General features: G+C 60.5%; 16 protein-coding genes and 1 pseudogene. 4 read left to right on the top strand and 13 right to left on the bottom strand.

The window, feature by feature from the left end; genetic code table 11:
• Nucleotides 1-11: 11 nt before the first annotated feature.
• Complete coding sequence (locus tag FB597_RS06115) at nt 12-1079, bottom strand: porin (protein ID WP_255515734.1); 1068 nt, start codon at nt 1077-1079, stop codon at nt 12-14.
• A gap of 26 nt (nt 1080-1105) precedes the next feature.
• The gene (locus FB597_RS06110) at nt 1106-2383 is read right to left on the bottom strand and encodes an MFS transporter (protein ID WP_141913983.1); all 1278 of its coding nucleotides are present in this window, start codon (nt 2381-2383) and stop codon (nt 1106-1108) included.
• A 224-nt stretch (nt 2384-2607) separates the two neighbouring features.
• Between FB597_RS06110 and FB597_RS06105 the strand changes: the two genes are divergently transcribed.
• Nucleotides 2608-3585, top strand: a complete 978-nt coding sequence (locus tag FB597_RS06105; protein ID WP_255517088.1) for a LysR family transcriptional regulator — start codon at nt 2608-2610, stop codon at nt 3583-3585.
• A 126-nt stretch (nt 3586-3711) separates the two neighbouring features.
• Here the strand turns inward: FB597_RS06105 and FB597_RS06100 are convergent, their stop codons facing one another.
• Nucleotides 3712-4707, bottom strand: a complete 996-nt coding sequence (locus FB597_RS06100; protein WP_255515733.1) for an alpha/beta fold hydrolase — start codon at nt 4705-4707, stop codon at nt 3712-3714.
• 93 nt (nt 4708-4800) lie between these two features.
• On the opposite strand from FB597_RS06100, the gene FB597_RS06095 reads away from it, so the two are divergent.
• Nucleotides 4801-5220 carry an Rrf2 family transcriptional regulator gene (locus tag FB597_RS06095; RefSeq protein ID WP_141913985.1) on the top strand — a complete coding sequence of 140 codons (420 nt, stop codon included), beginning with the start codon at nt 4801-4803 and terminating at the stop codon, nt 5218-5220.
• 432 nt (nt 5221-5652) lie between these two features.
• On the opposite strand, the gene FB597_RS06090 is transcribed toward FB597_RS06095, so the two are convergent.
• From FB597_RS06090 to FB597_RS06070, 5 genes are all read right to left on the bottom strand, one after another.
• The gene (locus FB597_RS06090) at nt 5653-5949 is read right to left on the bottom strand and encodes a hypothetical protein (protein WP_141913986.1); all 297 of its coding nucleotides are present in this window, start codon (nt 5947-5949) and stop codon (nt 5653-5655) included.
• A gap of 173 nt (nt 5950-6122) precedes the next feature.
• Nucleotides 6123-6302: a hypothetical protein gene (locus tag FB597_RS06085; protein ID WP_141913987.1), complete on the bottom strand. Its 180-nt coding sequence runs from the start codon at nt 6300-6302 to the stop codon at nt 6123-6125.
• A 180-nt stretch (nt 6303-6482) separates the two neighbouring features.
• The gene (locus FB597_RS06080) at nt 6483-6824 is read right to left on the bottom strand and encodes a hypothetical protein (RefSeq protein WP_144768649.1); all 342 of its coding nucleotides are present in this window, start codon (nt 6822-6824) and stop codon (nt 6483-6485) included.
• Between the two features lie 11 nt (nt 6825-6835).
• Nucleotides 6836-7696, bottom strand: coding sequence for an SDR family oxidoreductase (locus FB597_RS06075; RefSeq protein ID WP_144768647.1), 861 nt, complete (start codon nt 7694-7696; stop codon nt 6836-6838).
• Nucleotides 7697-7898: 202 nt separating this feature from the next.
• Nucleotides 7899-8270, bottom strand: a complete 372-nt coding sequence (locus FB597_RS06070) for an alpha/beta hydrolase (RefSeq protein WP_255463849.1) — start codon at nt 8268-8270, stop codon at nt 7899-7901.
• Nucleotides 8271-8383: 113 nt separating this feature from the next.
• Between FB597_RS06070 and FB597_RS06065 the strand changes: the two are divergent.
• A pseudogene (locus FB597_RS06065) lies at nt 8384-9070 on the top strand (LysR substrate-binding domain-containing protein); the annotation flags it as partial.
• A gap of 168 nt (nt 9071-9238) precedes the next feature.
• Nucleotides 9239-9712 carry a cyclophilin-like fold protein gene (locus FB597_RS06060; protein ID WP_141913991.1) on the top strand — a complete coding sequence of 158 codons (474 nt, stop codon included), beginning with the start codon at nt 9239-9241 and terminating at the stop codon, nt 9710-9712.
• A 97-nt stretch (nt 9713-9809) separates the two neighbouring features.
• On the opposite strand, the gene tcuB is transcribed toward FB597_RS06060, so the two are convergent.
• The 5 genes from tcuB to FB597_RS06035 all read right to left on the bottom strand — a co-directional run bounded on the left by tcuB (nt 9810) and on the right by FB597_RS06035 (nt 15773).
• Nucleotides 9810-11012, bottom strand: a complete 1203-nt coding sequence (gene tcuB, locus FB597_RS06055) for a tricarballylate utilization 4Fe-4S protein TcuB (RefSeq protein WP_144768645.1) — start codon at nt 11010-11012, stop codon at nt 9810-9812.
• Entirely contained in the window at nt 10999-12408 is a 1410-nt protein-coding gene (gene tcuA, locus FB597_RS06050; protein ID WP_141913993.1) for an FAD-dependent tricarballylate dehydrogenase TcuA, read from the bottom strand. Before tcuA ends, tcuB begins: the two co-directional genes overlap by 14 nt.
• Nucleotides 12409-12493: 85 nt before the next feature.
• Nucleotides 12494-13435 carry a LysR family transcriptional regulator gene (locus FB597_RS06045; RefSeq protein ID WP_144768643.1) on the bottom strand — a complete coding sequence of 314 codons (942 nt, stop codon included), beginning with the start codon at nt 13433-13435 and terminating at the stop codon, nt 12494-12496.
• A gap of 206 nt (nt 13436-13641) precedes the next feature.
• Entirely contained in the window at nt 13642-14946 is a 1305-nt protein-coding gene (locus tag FB597_RS06040) for an MFS transporter (protein ID WP_144768641.1), read from the bottom strand.
• Between the two features lie 29 nt (nt 14947-14975).
• Nucleotides 14976-15773 (bottom strand): substrate-binding domain-containing protein, encoded by a 798-nt coding sequence (locus FB597_RS06035; RefSeq protein ID WP_141913996.1) that lies wholly within the window; start codon nt 15771-15773, stop codon nt 14976-14978.
• Nucleotides 15774-15777: the final 4 nt, after the last annotated feature.

Genomic DNA, 15777 nt, shown 5'->3' with positions numbered 1-15777 from the left:
CTTAACCGGGGTCAGAAGACATGAGTAACACCGACCTCAAACACGACCTGCCTGCTCGTCGAAGCGATAGGCTGGAACCGCATGGCCGCGACCTGCCCCTGGCCTGCTGCCTGGAAGACGCTCAGAGCGTAGAGGCTGGTGCGCTTCGACAGGGCGTAATCGGCGTGTGCATGCACCACGTTCCACTTGTAGTTCTCCAGCTTCGTGTAGGCGTAGCCGCCGCCAAGGCGCAGGGCCGTTGTGACATATTTATAGGCGCCGACGTCGATGGTCTGGGCCTTTGCTGAAATTCCCAGCGCGGACAGCTTGGTGTAGCTGTAGTTGCCCATCAGGCGCCATCCTGCGTTGGAATACACAACACCAGTGCTCGCCGTGTTCTGGTTCTGTGCCACCTTGGTGGTGGGGTTCTTCACCAAGTCGATGCCATACAGCGTCGGCACGCCCAGGGAGCTGCGCGGCGAGTAAGGGACGTCATGCACCGTCTCCCACACCACCAAGAATTGCCACGGATTGGAGGTGTAGCTGGCGCTGAAACCCATCGTATTGCCGTTGTTGGTGGTCGATGTCGGGGTTCCATAGCCATATTGGGCGCCAAACTGGAAACCCTTCATCTCCGGCGACTTGTACTTGACCAGGCTGTTGAGCGGATTGCCGACCGTGCGGTCCAGGTTGCCCGGGTGCGTCGCAAGGTTCGAGGTGAAGCGCTCGGACGTGTACGGAACCAGGTCGGCCAGCAAGTCGTACTGGTTGCCCAGTGTTACGGTGCCGTAGTCACGCGAGCTCAGGCCCACGAAGGTCTCGAAGGGGCTGAAGCCGCCGGTATCGAGTTGTACATAGTTGGCCCATTTGAAGATGGCCGATGCGCCGCCCCCCAAGTCTTCACGGCCGGTAAATGCGATGAACGGGACAGCATGGGTATTGCCTTGCTGCATGCGGGCGCCGCCATTGGGGTAGCTTGCGTTATTTGTGTATAAAACGCCCGCACCCAACACACCTGAAATCGTCACGTTCTCTGTCTGGGCTTGTGCCGACGCAGCGACAAGCATCACTGCTCCTGCCAATAAAGTCTTCTTCAACACGTCATGTCTCCCTGTTTTTTATGTAATCAGGCGGCCGAATTCTGATGCTCGGCTTTGATTCCGCCTGTGAACCTGCGCTGCACAACAAAAACCAGTCTCATCGCCGCCAGGCAGGCAATACATCCAGCTGTAACGAACACTGTGGCCATCGCATAGGGCAGCGCATGCTCGCTACCGCCGTAGACGTAGCGTCCAACCAGGGCAATCAGCGTCGGGGAGAAGCCTTGGCCGACCAGGCCGTTGAGGAAGAGCACCACCGCCATCACCAGGCCAACTGATGTGGCCGGCACCGTACGTGCGATGACCACGGAAGTGACTGACATGAAGGTCCAGGAGCTCAGGACGACGAAGCAGTTGATGGTCCAGAACCACTGCAGGCTGGAAGACAAGACCAGCGCGGTCGGCATGATGGTCATCGCCAGACTCGATACCAGGCCGACAGACATGATTCGAGCGAGCGGATTATTGGCATTCTTCTTCTGCATCGCGATACCGGCCAGCCAGAGACCCAGGGGGCCGGCGGTCAGCATGATGATGCCCTGCGAAAGACCAAACGTACGCATCTCCAGCATGAACTTGCGACCCGCCATTGCAGGCAACCAAGCCGCCATGCCGAAGGTGACAATTGCGTTGGCGACGACGAACAGCAGGATGGGGATGAAGAACGCGCGATTCGCCCAGAGATAGTCCGGCAGTGATGAAGCTCGCGCATTCGAGGCAGCCAGCTCCGCCGGTGCCGCAGCAGACCGGCCCGGGTCGCGATTCAAGAACACGGTCATGGCCAGCGGCAAGCCCACGGCGCCAATCAAGAACAACGTGAACTGCCAAGAGGTGACGTGACCCAGAACCGGGATATACGTCCATCCGGCATTATGAACAGCGGCTAGCAGCGGCCCGCCAAGAACCAAGGACAGGCCTGTCCCCAGCATCAGGGCCATTGTGTAAATAGAGAGTGCGCGTGCCCGGCGGTCTTCATCGACACCATCACGAATGAGCGAGTACGACGAGGGCGGGATGAGCGCTTCAGCTCCGCCGACAATCACACGGGCCGCCACGAGGCCGAAGAAGCTGGCTGCCACCGCATTCGCCGACAAGGCCAAGGACCAAATAATGACGCCGGCCGCAATGACTACACGGCGGTTCCACTTATCCGCCATCCAACCAGCCGGTATGCCAACAGCGATGTTGGCGATTGCAAATGCTGCACCAATCAGGAAACTGATTTCGACGTCGCTGACGCCGTAGGTCTTTTGAATCGGCGCGACCATCAAAACCAGAATGTTTTTGTCGAGCTGCGCCAGCATGCTCAGTATCGTCAGGGTGGCGACCAGCCCCCACTGTCCGAACCTCGAACGTGGCGTTCCATTTTGAACAATCACCGTCTCTCTCCAGTTGTAGTTGAATGTCGACGGTTGTTCTTCACCGCTTGAATGGATTATAGGTTTGGCATTACATTTGTGAAATTGATTGTCTAAATCCGAAACATTTACAGCGTAAATATCTTGCCATGCGATTCAATAAACTCGATTTGAACCAGTTGGTTGTCCTGGACGCGCTGCTATCTACCCGCAGCGTAAGCAAGTCTTCGGAGCGTCTGTTCCTTAGCCAGCCCGCCACCAGCTGCGCCCTTGCGAGACTTCGCGAGTATTTTGAGGATGACCTACTCGTGTCTGTCGGGAAGACAAATGCGCTCACACCGCTGGGCTCCAGCCTCATCAAGCCCGTGCGAGACGTGCTTTTGCAGGTACAAACAATCACCCGCGCGCGGCCGTCGTTCGACCCGTCGACGTCGACTCGCAAATTCACTATCGAATCGTCCGACTACGTCATCAATGTTTTCCTGTCGGAGGTGATTAGGCGCGCGTCAGTGGTGGCGCCGATGATGGAGTTCGACCTGCGGTCAATCAATCCACAGACACCGGACAATCTGGAGAATGGAGATGCTGAGATTCTTATCATTCCGCACTATGCGATTGTCCAGGGGCATCCCAAAGAAGAGCTGTTCGAAGACAAATTCTCTTGCTTAGTCTGTGCGAATGGGGCGTTTAAAGACAAAGAAGAATTGACGACTGAGGAATACTTCGACGCGAATCACATCAGCGTGGAATGGGGTGGTGGCCGAAGAATCACGTTCGATACGCGTGTCATTGCAGCCGGCAACAAGCACAGGAAACAAACGGTGGTTGCACCGAGTTTCTCCCTCGTTCCAGAACTACTCATCGGGACAGATTTGATTGCAACTCTTCCGCACAGACTAGCTGCGAAGATTACGAGGCAGTTTCCGTTGAAACTATTGCCCTGTCCTACAGAAATCCCTCACTTCACGGAAAACGTTCAGTGGCACAAGTTTCGAGACAATGACCCGTCGGTCCTGTGGTTGCGGCAACTGTTCCAGGAAACGGCCGCCAGCATCAAGGAGCGCGACTCGGCGCCAATAAAATCCTCGAGCAAACGTTCCGTGAAAACACCGGGTGCACGAACTGGCGCCGCCAAAAAGGCCCGCTAAACCTTCCTGCATCCGTTGGAAACGAACCATTCATTTTCCGTAGCCATCAGCGCCTTTCCGATAGACGAGCAATCTTCGCATCGATACCCAGAGCGTTTTAGTTCGGAGCCTGACTGGAAATCTTTGCTACGCCTGCCTGACCTCCAACTCATTAGCAAAGTCGATGATCATCTTGGACAAAATGGCTGGTCGTTCCTGTGGAATCCAATGACCGCATTCTGGAATGACATGCGCACCACGCAAATCTGGCACCAGTTCCGGCATCGACGCGATTATTTCTCTCATGCCGGGGATGCTCAACCCTGTGTCCCTCTCACCAACCAGGTATAGCGTCGGCACAACAACGACGGCATCCGAGTAAGCTGCCTCTTGTTCCCAGTTCCTATCCAGGTTCCGGTAGTAATTTAGTCCTCCTCGGAAGCCACTTCTTCCAAACGCCTGTGCATAGACGTCGATGTCTTCCTGGCTCATCCAAGGCGGTAGTGGGTTGGGAACCGGAAGAGTTGCGAGCAGGCCCGCCTTCCGGTTCACCATTCCAAATGGATTTGGCGTTCCATCCCCCTCTTTGCGCGGCCCAGCCTCACCTGAGGCTGCGTACAGTATCTTGAGCACGGATTCGGCAACGTTTTCTTCGAATTCCTGTTCTGCGGTTCCAACACCCTGGAAGTAAAGCGCATAGAGTTCTAACTCTTCTGTGCGCGGGAAAAACGTCGTCGGCGGTACAGGTGCCCGCCGCATCATGGGCACGCCAAGGGCTACCAAGCCGCGGAAACGACGCGGAAATCTCAATGCCGCTTGCCAAGCCACGCTAGCCCCCCAGTCGTTACCAACGATCAGGGCATCCTCAACCTCCATGGAATCAAGCAGTCCGACTATATCGCCCACCAAATGCTCCATCGAGAATTCCTCGACGCTACCAGGACTATCAGTCCTCCCATATCCGCGCATATCCGGTGCGACCACCTTGTAACCGGCTTCGGCCAGGGGCCCCATCTGGTGCCGCCATGAATATGATGTCTCAGGAAATCCATGGCAAAGCAATATCACAGGCCCCTGTCCCTGCTCAGAGACATGCATGTTGATGCCGTTCACAGCAACCAATCGGCTTTGGATAGCTTTCACGATAGAATCTCCGGACATGAAATACGCGTAACATCATAAGTTACACATATTTCCCGGTCAACCCCACCAATCGTTGTTCATGGAAAGTCGTAGATGCGCACTGACACGCGTTTGTCCCGCATGTTGCACGTTCTGGTTCATATGCATTTACTCGGCGGCAGGGAAACGTCGGAAACCATTGCGCTCATGCTGAACACGAATCCGGTGGTCGTCAGAAGAACGATGGCATGCTTGAAGAGCCACGGCATTGTCCAATCGGAAGGCGGGAAAGGCGGCGGTTGGATCCTCGCCAAGCCAGCCGAGCATGTGTCACTACTGGACGTGCAAAATGCACTGAGCACAGAAAATATCTTCGCAATTGGACCATCGTCGGACCATCCCCAATGCCCGGTCGAGGCTGCGGTCAATTCGGCCGTAGGCGGAGCACTGCAACAAGCGCATGAACGATTCAGCGAAGCTATGCGCGGCACCACACTGGCTGATTTAGCCAGCACCATCGCGCAACCTCGATAGGTCTCAATGTTCGTGACGGAGCGTTTGCCAAGGTTGTCGGGGAAAAGCCCGTGGATAGCACGGATGCCCAATCCTGCAAGGCAGCCCAGGCGGCTTCAGGCAGAACTTGCCAATTATCTGAGCACGCATAAACGACTCGCCTGCAATGGACGTCCAGCCGGCGCCAGGGTGAATGGTCGATATCGGCCTTCGCCATTGGCTTATCACGAGGTCATTTTCAACGCGTCGATTACCAGAGCCAGTGCTGGCGACTGTTGACGCCGGTTCGCAAAGTACAGATTAGGTGAAGAATACTTAAAGAGGATATTAGCCAGGCTAATCAATCCTTGGCGCTGGCGGCATGAGATCGGCGGTTCTATCACGAGCAAAATCTGCTCGTGATAGCTACCCGCGATCGATGGAAGGTAACGCTGGGGAATCGGCCAAGCCCGTTTATTTCGCGCTTTCCGGCCGCGACGAGTTTTCTGCCGGCGTTCCCGAGGAGTGGACAGGCGCCGGGCTATCCGGCGCCGCCCGCTTCGATGCGCCTGGCGCGGCGGCGCCTCCGCGCATCGGTTTCTTCTGCTGCGCAGCCTTTTTCCCGTTGCCTGCCGGTGGCTCCTGCGTGCCGGGGTTCCCGGTGGCGGCGCGATTATCGCCGGTGGGACCCGGCTGGCTAAACGGTTGGGCGCTGACCGCAGCCGCGGCCAGCGATAACGCCATTGAAAGAACGATCTGTTGAGTTTTCATTCATTTTTCCATTGTAATCGTTGGGATTCGAGGCCGCCGTCCCTGAAAAAGGATGCGACGGATATGACAGCCTCCCTTCAGGAACGCTCGTCATCATGGCCGCCTCAGGCCAGCCTGTTGACGAAGCAACGGCCGCCTTGCAGACGGCCGTTGCCGTTGAGGCGGTCAGCGCATCACTTGGTGTTCTTGTGACTTTGCTGCCCGGCCTTCACGTGCTGCTCATGCGTGCCGCCCTGGGAAGAGCCGGCCGACCTGGCGCCGCCGCTGCCCGCCCCCGGCGAGTTCTTGTGGCTTTGCTGTCCTGCCTTGACGTGCTGTTCGTGGCTGCCACCACGGGTATGTTCACTAGACATTTGCATATCTCCTTGGTCGGTTGAAAAACTCGGACGCGCATCGGCGCTCCGAACATCCAGCCTAACGAAGTCGCCGCCACGCGGCTATCGGCCCAGCACGCCATTCCTGGTGAGCATTTTCCGACAATGAAGTCGGCGCGGCTTGATGAGGGCCGGGCCTGCGCGGCAGCGACCGGCGCATCACGCCATCGCCTCGCAGCTTTCCGCACAGCGGCGGCAGGCGTACTCGCACTCTTCCATGTCGATCTTGCCCGCGCAGCGGCGCTCGCATTCGCGGCAGACCTGCGCGCACACGGCGCATATCTGGCGGCGATATGGCGAGCCCGACAGTTGCCAGTTGGCCGACAGCTGGCACAGCTCGGCGCATTCGAACAGCACGCGGACATCGTCCAGGTTCATTTCCTGCGCCGCAGCCGGGCTCATGTCGAAGGCGGTTTTGCGGCAGACCTCGTGGCAATACCAACAGGCCTCCCGGCAAGAATCGGCTTCGCCTTCCGGCAACGGTTGATTGCGGGTGAGCATGATGCGTCCTCCTAACTGTTGATGATCTCGCCGCCGTTGGGGTGCAGCACTTGCCCGGTCATGTAGGAAGCGCCCTCGCTGGCGAGAAAGACGTAGGCCGGCGCCACCTCGTCCGGTTGGCCGGGGCGGCCCAGCGGCACGTTCTTGCCGAACTGTTCAACCTCTTCGGCAGTGAAACTGGATGGGATCAGCGGCGTCCAGATCGGTCCCGGCGCGACTGCGTTGACATGGATGCCGGCCTGCGCCAGCTGCTGTGACAGCGAACGCGTAAACGAGACGATCGCTCCCTTGGTCGCCGAGTAATCGATCAGGTGCTTGCTGCCGCGATAGGCGGTGACCGAGGCGGTATTGATGATGCGCGCGCCGCGCGTGAGGTAAGGCAGCGCCTCCTTGACCATGTAGAACATCGAAAAGACATTGGTGCGGAAGGTGTGCTCCAGCTGCTCGCCGGAGATATCTTCGATGGTGGCCGCCGGATACTGCTGGGCAGCGTTGTTGACCAGCACGTCGAGACGGCCATAGGCATCGATCGTAGACTGCACGGCCTGCCGGCAGAAGGCCGGGGAAGCGATGTCGCCCGGCAGCAGCAGGCAGGGCGAGCCCATCGCCTGCACCTCGTCGCAGGTACGGTGCGCATCCTCGTGCTCATCGAGATAGACGATGGCCAACCTGGCGCCCTCCTGCGCGAAGGCCAGCGCGACGGCGCGCCCGATGCCGCTGTCGCCGCCGGAAACCAGCGCGACTTTTCCGGCCAGGCGCCGCGCCGGGCGGGCAGCCGGCCCGGATGCCGGCTGCGGTTCCATCAGCTGCTCGCTGCCGGGCTGACGATCCTGGTGCTGGGGTGGAATGGATTCTGTCTCATGGGTATTCATGTCGACCTCCGTGCATGGCTGAATCGCCATGTTAGGCGACAGCATTTCAGAGGTATGTCAGAAACTGGCCTGACTTGCGCCAGCGAACTCCCGATTTTTGACAGCCGGATGAATGAAGATGAGCTGCTTTAGATGAGCTGTTTCCAGGGTTCACCGGGCGGCGCTACATTGCCCGGATTACCCGGATTGCCTCATGCGCGCTTCATTTCAAGCTTGAACGGAAGAAGGACGCCAGTTTGTCGAAGGGAATGAGATCGGTGCGGTCGTAGAGATCCACGTGCCCCGCGCCTTTGACCCAATAGAGCTCTTTGGGCTGTCCGGCCAGGCGATATGCTTCCTCGCTGAACTCCTTCGAATGCGCCTGGTCGCCGGCAATGAACAGCATCGGGCGCGGCGAGATCGTCTCGATATCGTTGAAGGGGTAGAAGTTCATGAACTTCACGTTGCTCGTCAGCGTCGGATGCGTGGTGACCTCGGGAGTCGAGGTCGCCGGCGTGAATTCGCCGCGAGGCGTGCGATAGAAGTCATAGAACTCGCGCTGGATCGGGTGGGTATCCGCATCAAGCCGATGCACCGTGCCGCTGGTATACCTGGTCGCGCCGCCGGTGAACTCGGCATATCGCTGCCGGGCCGCCTCGGCGATGATCTGCTGGCGCTGTTGCAGCGTTTGCGAGTGGTTCAGCGCATAATCGCTTTGACGAGATCGAGGCCGAACTGGACGCGTTGACCGCCATGCGCGAGAAGCCCGGCGGTACGGTGCGCATCACTTCCGGAGACGGCATTATTGAGCGCATTCTGCTTCCCAAGCTCACGCCGCTGCTGCGGGAGTACCCGGACATCAAGTTCGAGTTCGACATGAGCTATGCGTTTCGAGACATCGTCGCCGACCGCTTTGACGCCGGCGTGCGCTGGGGCAAGACGATCGACAAGGACATGATCGCCATTCCGATTGGCCCGCCGCTGAGGATGGTCGTCGCTGCATCGCCCGCTTACTTCGAACAACACCCGGTTCCCAAACATCCCGACGACCTGATGTCCCACAACTGCATCAATCAGCGCATGCCTACCTCGGGAGGGCTCTATGTCTGGGACTTCGAGAAGCGCGGCAAGAAGATCAATGTGCGGGTGGACGGCACCTTGATCTTCAATACGGCGCCGCCGCAGATTGATGCGGCATTGGCCGGCCTGGGCATACTGCTGTTGCCGGAGGACGATTTGGCCGCTCACCTGGAATCGGGACGGTTGGTCAGAGTGCTCGAAGACTGGTGCCCCAGATTTGAGGGCTATCACCTGTACTATCCGAGCCGGCGGCAGCCGTCGCCGGCATTTGCGTTGGTCGTCAATGCGCTTCGCTATGAGAGCCGCCGACATTGATGCGCGGCGATATGCATGGCGAGATGCGTGACAATGCCTGGGCAATGCGAGGACAGCAAGCCCGATTAATTAATGTGGCTTATGGGAGCAAGTAGCCATCGATCGGTATTCTGATTTGCCCATTGCTGAAACAATGAACCGTGGAAAGCAAAGCATCTCAACCCTAATATGTCCAAGAACCGTTCTTCCTTTCGCATGCCGGCGCTCATGACGGCATGCGTATTGACCGCTCCAGCCATTGCTGAAGCGTCTTCCGATCCTCTACAGCAAACTGCGACCACAATGACTGGCACCATTCAGATCCGCATTACGACCAATGACGCTGTGCTTACCGCAGAGTTGGAATCCAGCGCCGCCGCGCAGGATTTCGCGGCAATGCTCCCCCTATCTGTCGAACTGACCGATTACAACCGCACGGAAAAGATCGCCCAACTGCCCAGAGGGCTTTCAACAGCCGGCTCTCCCGAGGGATTCACTCCTAAGGCAGGAGATATCGCCTTCTATGCCCCTTGGGGAAACCTGGCGATTTTCTACAAGGGATTCGGCTATTCAAAGGGACTGGTCAAGCTGGGCAGGATTCAGGGCGATGCGGGCATGCTGGGGAAAATGGCGCCGCAGCAAGCGCGGATAGAACGCAAATAGCGCGCCGGGCGCCATGACTGGTCTCAAGACGAGCCTCAATGACGGGCCTTTCTCTTTTTATTGACCCGTCCTGGCCGGCCTCGGTGGATCGGGCGAATCAGGTGGATCCGGGATCGATGTGGACGGCCTGTCGTTTTTCGATGGCGGCTTTGAGCAGTGCTGCGCAGCGGTAGATGCCATGGGCGAACTTGCCGTAGGGGAGCGTGGCGAACAACGCCATCACGCATCCCAGGTGCAGGGCCAGCAGTGCCGCCATGGCAGCGCTGTCGCGCCAGGCCAGCAGCGCCAAGCCCGTCAGGCTGGTCAACAGGAGCAATACGATGAAGCCGCGGTCCATGGGGCGTTGCCTGATATCGCCATGCTCGGGATGGCGCCGCAGGTTCAGCCACAGCAGGCCGGCCGGCCCGATCAGCAAGCCGATGCCGCCGGCCGTTCCCAGCAGGACGGGCAAGCTCAAGATCGGATAAGGCGCCTCCATCCCCAGCGCATAGTGATAGAAGGTCGCCACCGTAGTCGCCGCCAGGCACAGCATGAAACCGTAGAAAGTGAAGTGGTGAAAGCGCCGGCGCAACAGGGTGAACGCGTCGTCGGATTCGTTGCATCCCTCGCCGTGACCTCCCCCCAGATAAGTCAGCGCGAGCACATTGCCGGTCGTTTCGAGCACGGCGCCGGCGCTCGCCGTTCCGGCCGAGACATCGCGCCAGAAACGCGTCACGCCGATGCCCAGCGCCAACACGGAGAATCCGAAAACCGCGCCGAACATCCCGGCCAACTGGTTGTGGGGAAACACCGCATAGAAGTTGGCGCCCAGCTGACCGCCGGCCAGCGTGCCATTGGCCGCCAGCGCCATCAGCAGGAACAGCGCCAGGCCGGCCACCAGCGCCAGCGCGACCGCCAATCCGTTGCGCTTGTACAGCGCCCCGGCCGCCGCCGGCCACGCATAGCTGGCATAGGTGTCGAGCCGCACCTTGGCCATGGCCTTGGGCACGTTGACCGCAAATTCATGCGGTGGCGCGTACTGGCAGGAGTGGTAGCAGGCGCCGCAGTTGTGGCACAGGTTGGCCAGGTAGTGGACATCGGCCTTGCCGAATTCCAGCCGCCGCGTCATGGCCGGGAAGACCGCGCAAAAACCTTCGCAATAGCGGCAGGCATTGCAGATCTGCATCTGCCGCGCCACTTCGGTTTCTTCGGCGTTCATCGCCGCGATGGGAATGATGCGCCGATGTGCCGGCGCCGGGGAGGAACCGGCATTGCCGGCATCGTCGCGCGCCTGCCTGGCCAGGGTTTCAAGTTTGTGCATTTTCAACTCCAGATTGCCGTGTGGCGAACTGCGCCGCCTGGGCGCCGGCGATGCGTCCAAAAGCGGTGCCGATGGACATGCCTACTCCGGCGGTATAGCCCTTGCCGAGAACATTGCCGGCCATCATTTCACCAGCCACGAACAGGTTCTCGCTGGGCTGGCCGGAGAAATGAGCTTGGGCCTGCTCATTGACCTTCAGGCCCAGGTAGGTAAATGTCACGCCAGGCCGCAGGGCGTAGCCGTAAAACGGCGCCTTGTCGATCGGCCGTGCCCAGTGGGTCTTGGGGGGATGCAGATGTTCGGTGCGGCAGTCGTCCAAGACGGTATGGTCGAAACGGCCGCCGCTGCAGGCGGCGTTATAGGCTTCGACGGTCTGGACGAAGCGCGCCTCGGGCACGCCCAGCTTGCGGGCCAGTTCCGCCAGGGTGTCGGCCTTCTCGCCGGGAAATACCGGCGGCATGAAGTGCCCGACCGCCTTGGCGTCAATCACCGAATAGGCGATCTGCCCAGGCTGCTGCGCCACAAGGCGTCCCCAGATGGCATAGCGCTTGGGCCAGAAATCCTCGCCCTCGTCATAGAACCGCTCGCCATCGCGGTTGACCACCACGCCCAGCGAGACGCAATCGATACGGGTGCAAATGCCGCCGTCATACAGCGGCGCCCGCGCATCGATGGCCACCATATGGGCTTGGGTCGGATCGCCGATTTTGTCGGCGCCGGCATCGATCATGAAACGCAGCAGGTCGCCCCGGTTGAAGCGGGTGCCGCGGATCAGGAAATTATCGGCCGGCCATTCCCCGCGCTCGTTCGGCCCCCAGGCCTCGCGCAGCCATTCGCGATTGGATTCGAAGCCGCCCGCAGCCAGCACGCAGGCGTGCGCCGCGAAACGGCGGCTGCCGCTGCGCGCGGCGACGAAGCGTGCGCCATCCAGCTCGATGGCGTCAACCGGCGTGTCGTAGAGAACCTGCACCCCCAGCGCCTCTGCGCTGCGGTAATAGGCGTTGACCAAGGCCTTGCCGCCCCCCATGAAGAATGCATTGGTGCGGGCCACATGCAAGGCGCCCGACAGCGGCGGCTGGAAGCGCACGCCGTGCTTGCGCATCCAGGGCCGGCAGATGGCCGAGGCCCGGATCGTGAGGCGGGCCAGGTGCTCATTGGTGAGGCCGCCGGTAACCTTCAGCAAGTCTTGCCAGTATTCCTCTTCCGGATAGGCATCCACCAGCACGTCCTGCGGGCCGTCGTGCATGCAGCGCAGGTTGCGGGTGTGCTGGGAGTTTCCGCCGCGCCAGGCGCGCGGCGCCGATTCGAGCATCAACACCGAGGCGCCGGCCTCGCGCGCCATAATGGCGGCGCACAGCGCGGCGTTGCCGCCGCCGATGACTAGAACGTCGATCATCGCCGTCCCCTCCTTGAGATATGTCCAGGAGACGACTATAGGCACGCCGGCCCCGCGCCGCTATCGGCGGGCCGGCAAGAGATATTCAGTTTTTGTGAAGGGTGGTGGGACGCAGGGCGGCGCCAGGCCAGCGTCCCTCTTCCACCTGCTTGCGCGCCACCTCCGCCAGCAGCACGCGGGCGGCCAGGCCGGCCGGGGACAATTCGTCATCCGATACGCTGACGATCAGGTTCGGCCGCGTGGCGTCGCCGCCGGCCAGCGGCACACTGGCCAGGCCGGCGTTCTCCGAACGGGCCAGCGCGGCGCCAGGCTGGATGGTGGCGCCAATGCCGGCGCGCACGGCATCCATCAGGATGGGCAAGCCGTCGACTTCCATCACGATGCGAGGCGCATAGGCCGCATGCTTGAACGCCGTATCCAGCAAGGAGCGCAGCCCGTGCTTGCGGGTCGGAAGAATGAGGGGCAAGTCTCCCAGCGATTTCAACCGTGCCTGGCGCGCCGCGGGCATGCCCGGCAACGTCGCCGCGCCGATGACGAACAGGCGCTCGTCGAGCAAGGGCATCACGCTCCAGCGCTGCGCCGGTTCTTCCTGGAACAGGATGGCCAGATCGATCTGGCGCGCCCCGAGCATGGCCCCCAAATGGCCGGACAGGCTTTCCACCATGCGCAGGCGCACATCCGGATAACGCGCCCGCATCGCCGCCATGAACGCCAGCCCCATCACGCCCGCCGTGCTGGAGGCCATGCCAACGCTGACATGGCCGGACAGGCGTGCCTGGCGGGCCGCCAGCGCCGCGTCGTCGATATGCCGCAACGCCAGCTGCGCCTGCTTCAGAAAGGCGATCCCGGCGTCGGTCGGCACCACGCCGGTGGAAGTCCGTTGCAGCAAGCGGGTCGCCAGTTCGTTCTCCAGCCTGGTGATCTGCTGGCTCAGGGCCGAGGTCACCATGCCCAGCTCCAGCGCGGCCTTGCCGATGCTGCCGTGTTCAACGATGCTGGCAAAATATCTTAGCTGGCGGATTTCCATACAAGACCCGGGATCAGTGCATTATTTTTCAGGAGGCGTTTCGCAACGGCGCGCTCCCTCTGTTGCGCACAAATCTTAACATCCCGTGCCATTGGCCGGCTGGCGAAGACAAGCCCCCTCCGGACTGCCCGCATGATCCCGGCGGCCGCGGCGCGGAGGGGTTTTCCTTCCCAATCCCTCCGCCGCCGGCGCGCTTACCGACTCGCTTACCGGCTCGCCTGCCCCACGCCGCCGATGGCCGTATCGCGGCCTTGGTTGCGATACAGAAGAACCGTGGCAACCAGTCCGCATACGGCGGCGAAGGTCATCCAGTAACCGGGGGAAGCCTTGTCGCCGGTTGCTTCGATAAGCCAGGTAGAGACCAGCGGGGTAAAGCCGCCGAAAATCGCCGTCGCCAGACTATAGGCGAGCGAAAAGCCGACCGTGCGCACATGGGCAGGCATCACTTCAGTGAGCGCCACCACTGCCGCGCCGTTGTAGCTGGCATAGATAAAGGACAACCACAGTTCGGTGATCAGCAAATTCCGGAAACTGATGTTGGCGACCAGCCAGCTCATCACCGGATAGGCGGTCAGGATCGCCAGCAGCGTGAAGACGATCAGGACCGGGCGCCGCCCCACCTTGTCGGATACGGCGCCCATGATCGGCAGCCAGATGAAGTTCGACAACCCGACGCAGAAGGTCGTAATCAGGCTTTCCGATGCCGACAGTTTCAGGACGTTCTTACCGAAGGTCGGCGTATAGACGGTGATCAGGTAGAAGGAAACCGTCGTCATGACCACCATCATCATCCCGGCGATGACAATCCTCCAGTTCTGGGCGATCGACGCCACAATTTGGCCGAAGGAAGGATGGTGTTTGCGCGCCAGGAACTCTTCCGTTTCCTGGAGCGAACGGCGGATGATGAAAATCACCGGCACGATCATGCAGCCGATAAAGAACGGAACGCGCCATCCCCAATCGCTGATCTGGGCCGGCGCCAGCCACTGGCTCAGCAGATAGCCGATCAGCGCGGATGCCATGATGGCAGCCTGTTGGCTGGCGGATTGCCAGCTCACGTAGAAACCTTTGCGGCCTGGCGTCGCCATTTCCGCCAGGTACACGGAAACGCCGCCCAGCTCGACGCCGGCCGAGAAGCCTTGCAACAGGCGTCCGATGAGAACCAGGATCGGCGCGGCGATGCCGATCGACGCATATCCCGGCACAAAAGCGATCAGTACGGTGCCGACCGCCATGATGCTCAAGGTGACGATGAGGCCTTGCCGGCGCCCGACGCGGTCGATGTAGGAACCCAGGATGATGGCGCCCAGGGGGCGCATCAGGAAGCCCGCGCCGAATGTGCCGAACGTCAGGATGAGCGATACGAACTCATTGTCGGACGGGAAAAAGGTCTTCGAAATGTAGCTGGCGTAAAAGCCGTACAGGAAGAAGTCGAACATTTCCAGGAAATTGCCGCTCGTCACGCGAATGACGGTCGACAGTTTCGATGGTTTGGCGTGTTGGTTATGCATTATTGTCTCTCTCGCTCGCCTGGTTCAGTTTATTGTCGGTGCCTGGGAGCCGGGTCCAGCCCCGCTTGCCTGATGATGTCCTGCGCTTCCGGGGAGGCGAGGTAGTCCAGCAGCTCACGGGCCGCTTCCGGCTGCCGCGCGCCGACGACGATGCCCGCAGAGAAGGGCGTCACCTGTTGCGCCGCCTCCGGCAGCGGGCCGACGATGTCGATGCCGGCCAGGGGCTTCAACTCGGATAGCTGCTGGAAGCCCAGCTCCGCTTCACCGCGCGCCACCACGTTGCCGACGGGTTCGGCCGGAATCATGCGGGCTTTTCCCTTGAGCTGTTCCTCCACTCCCAAACGCTTGAACAGGACCGTCGACAGGTAAACGCCGCTGGCGCTATCGGAATACGCAATCGAATGCGCGGCGAGCAAGGTCTTCTTCAAGGCATCGATGCTGGAGATGTCCGGCTTGGGGGCGCCGGCCTTGACCGCCAGGCCGATGCGGGACAAGGCCAGCAGCTCATGGTCTTTTTGCGACACCTTGCCGGCCTTGACCAAACCATCCAGCGAATCGCCAACCATGATGACCACGTCGAATTGTTCGCCCCGGGCCAGGCGATTGGGAATCGCTTGCCGGGTCTCGCCCATGGAAGGCCCCCAATCGGAAATCAGCTTATGGCCGGTCTTCTTCTCGAAGCCCGGGCCCAGCGCCTTGTACGCCGCGGCAAAGCCGCCCGAGCTGACCACGTGGATATCCGCCGCCTGGGCCCAACTTGCGACCGAGACGAGCGCCAACGCGAAGACCACACGTTTGAATTGAACGGCCAGAGAATTCCTTTTCATCACG

The organism is Herbaspirillum sp. SJZ099 (genome assembly GCF_007828355.1).
Lineage (GTDB): Bacteria > Pseudomonadota > Gammaproteobacteria > Burkholderiales > Burkholderiaceae_D > Herbaspirillum.
Note: the sequence above shows the minus strand (reverse complement) of the source record. Positions and strands in the feature narration are given on the sequence as shown.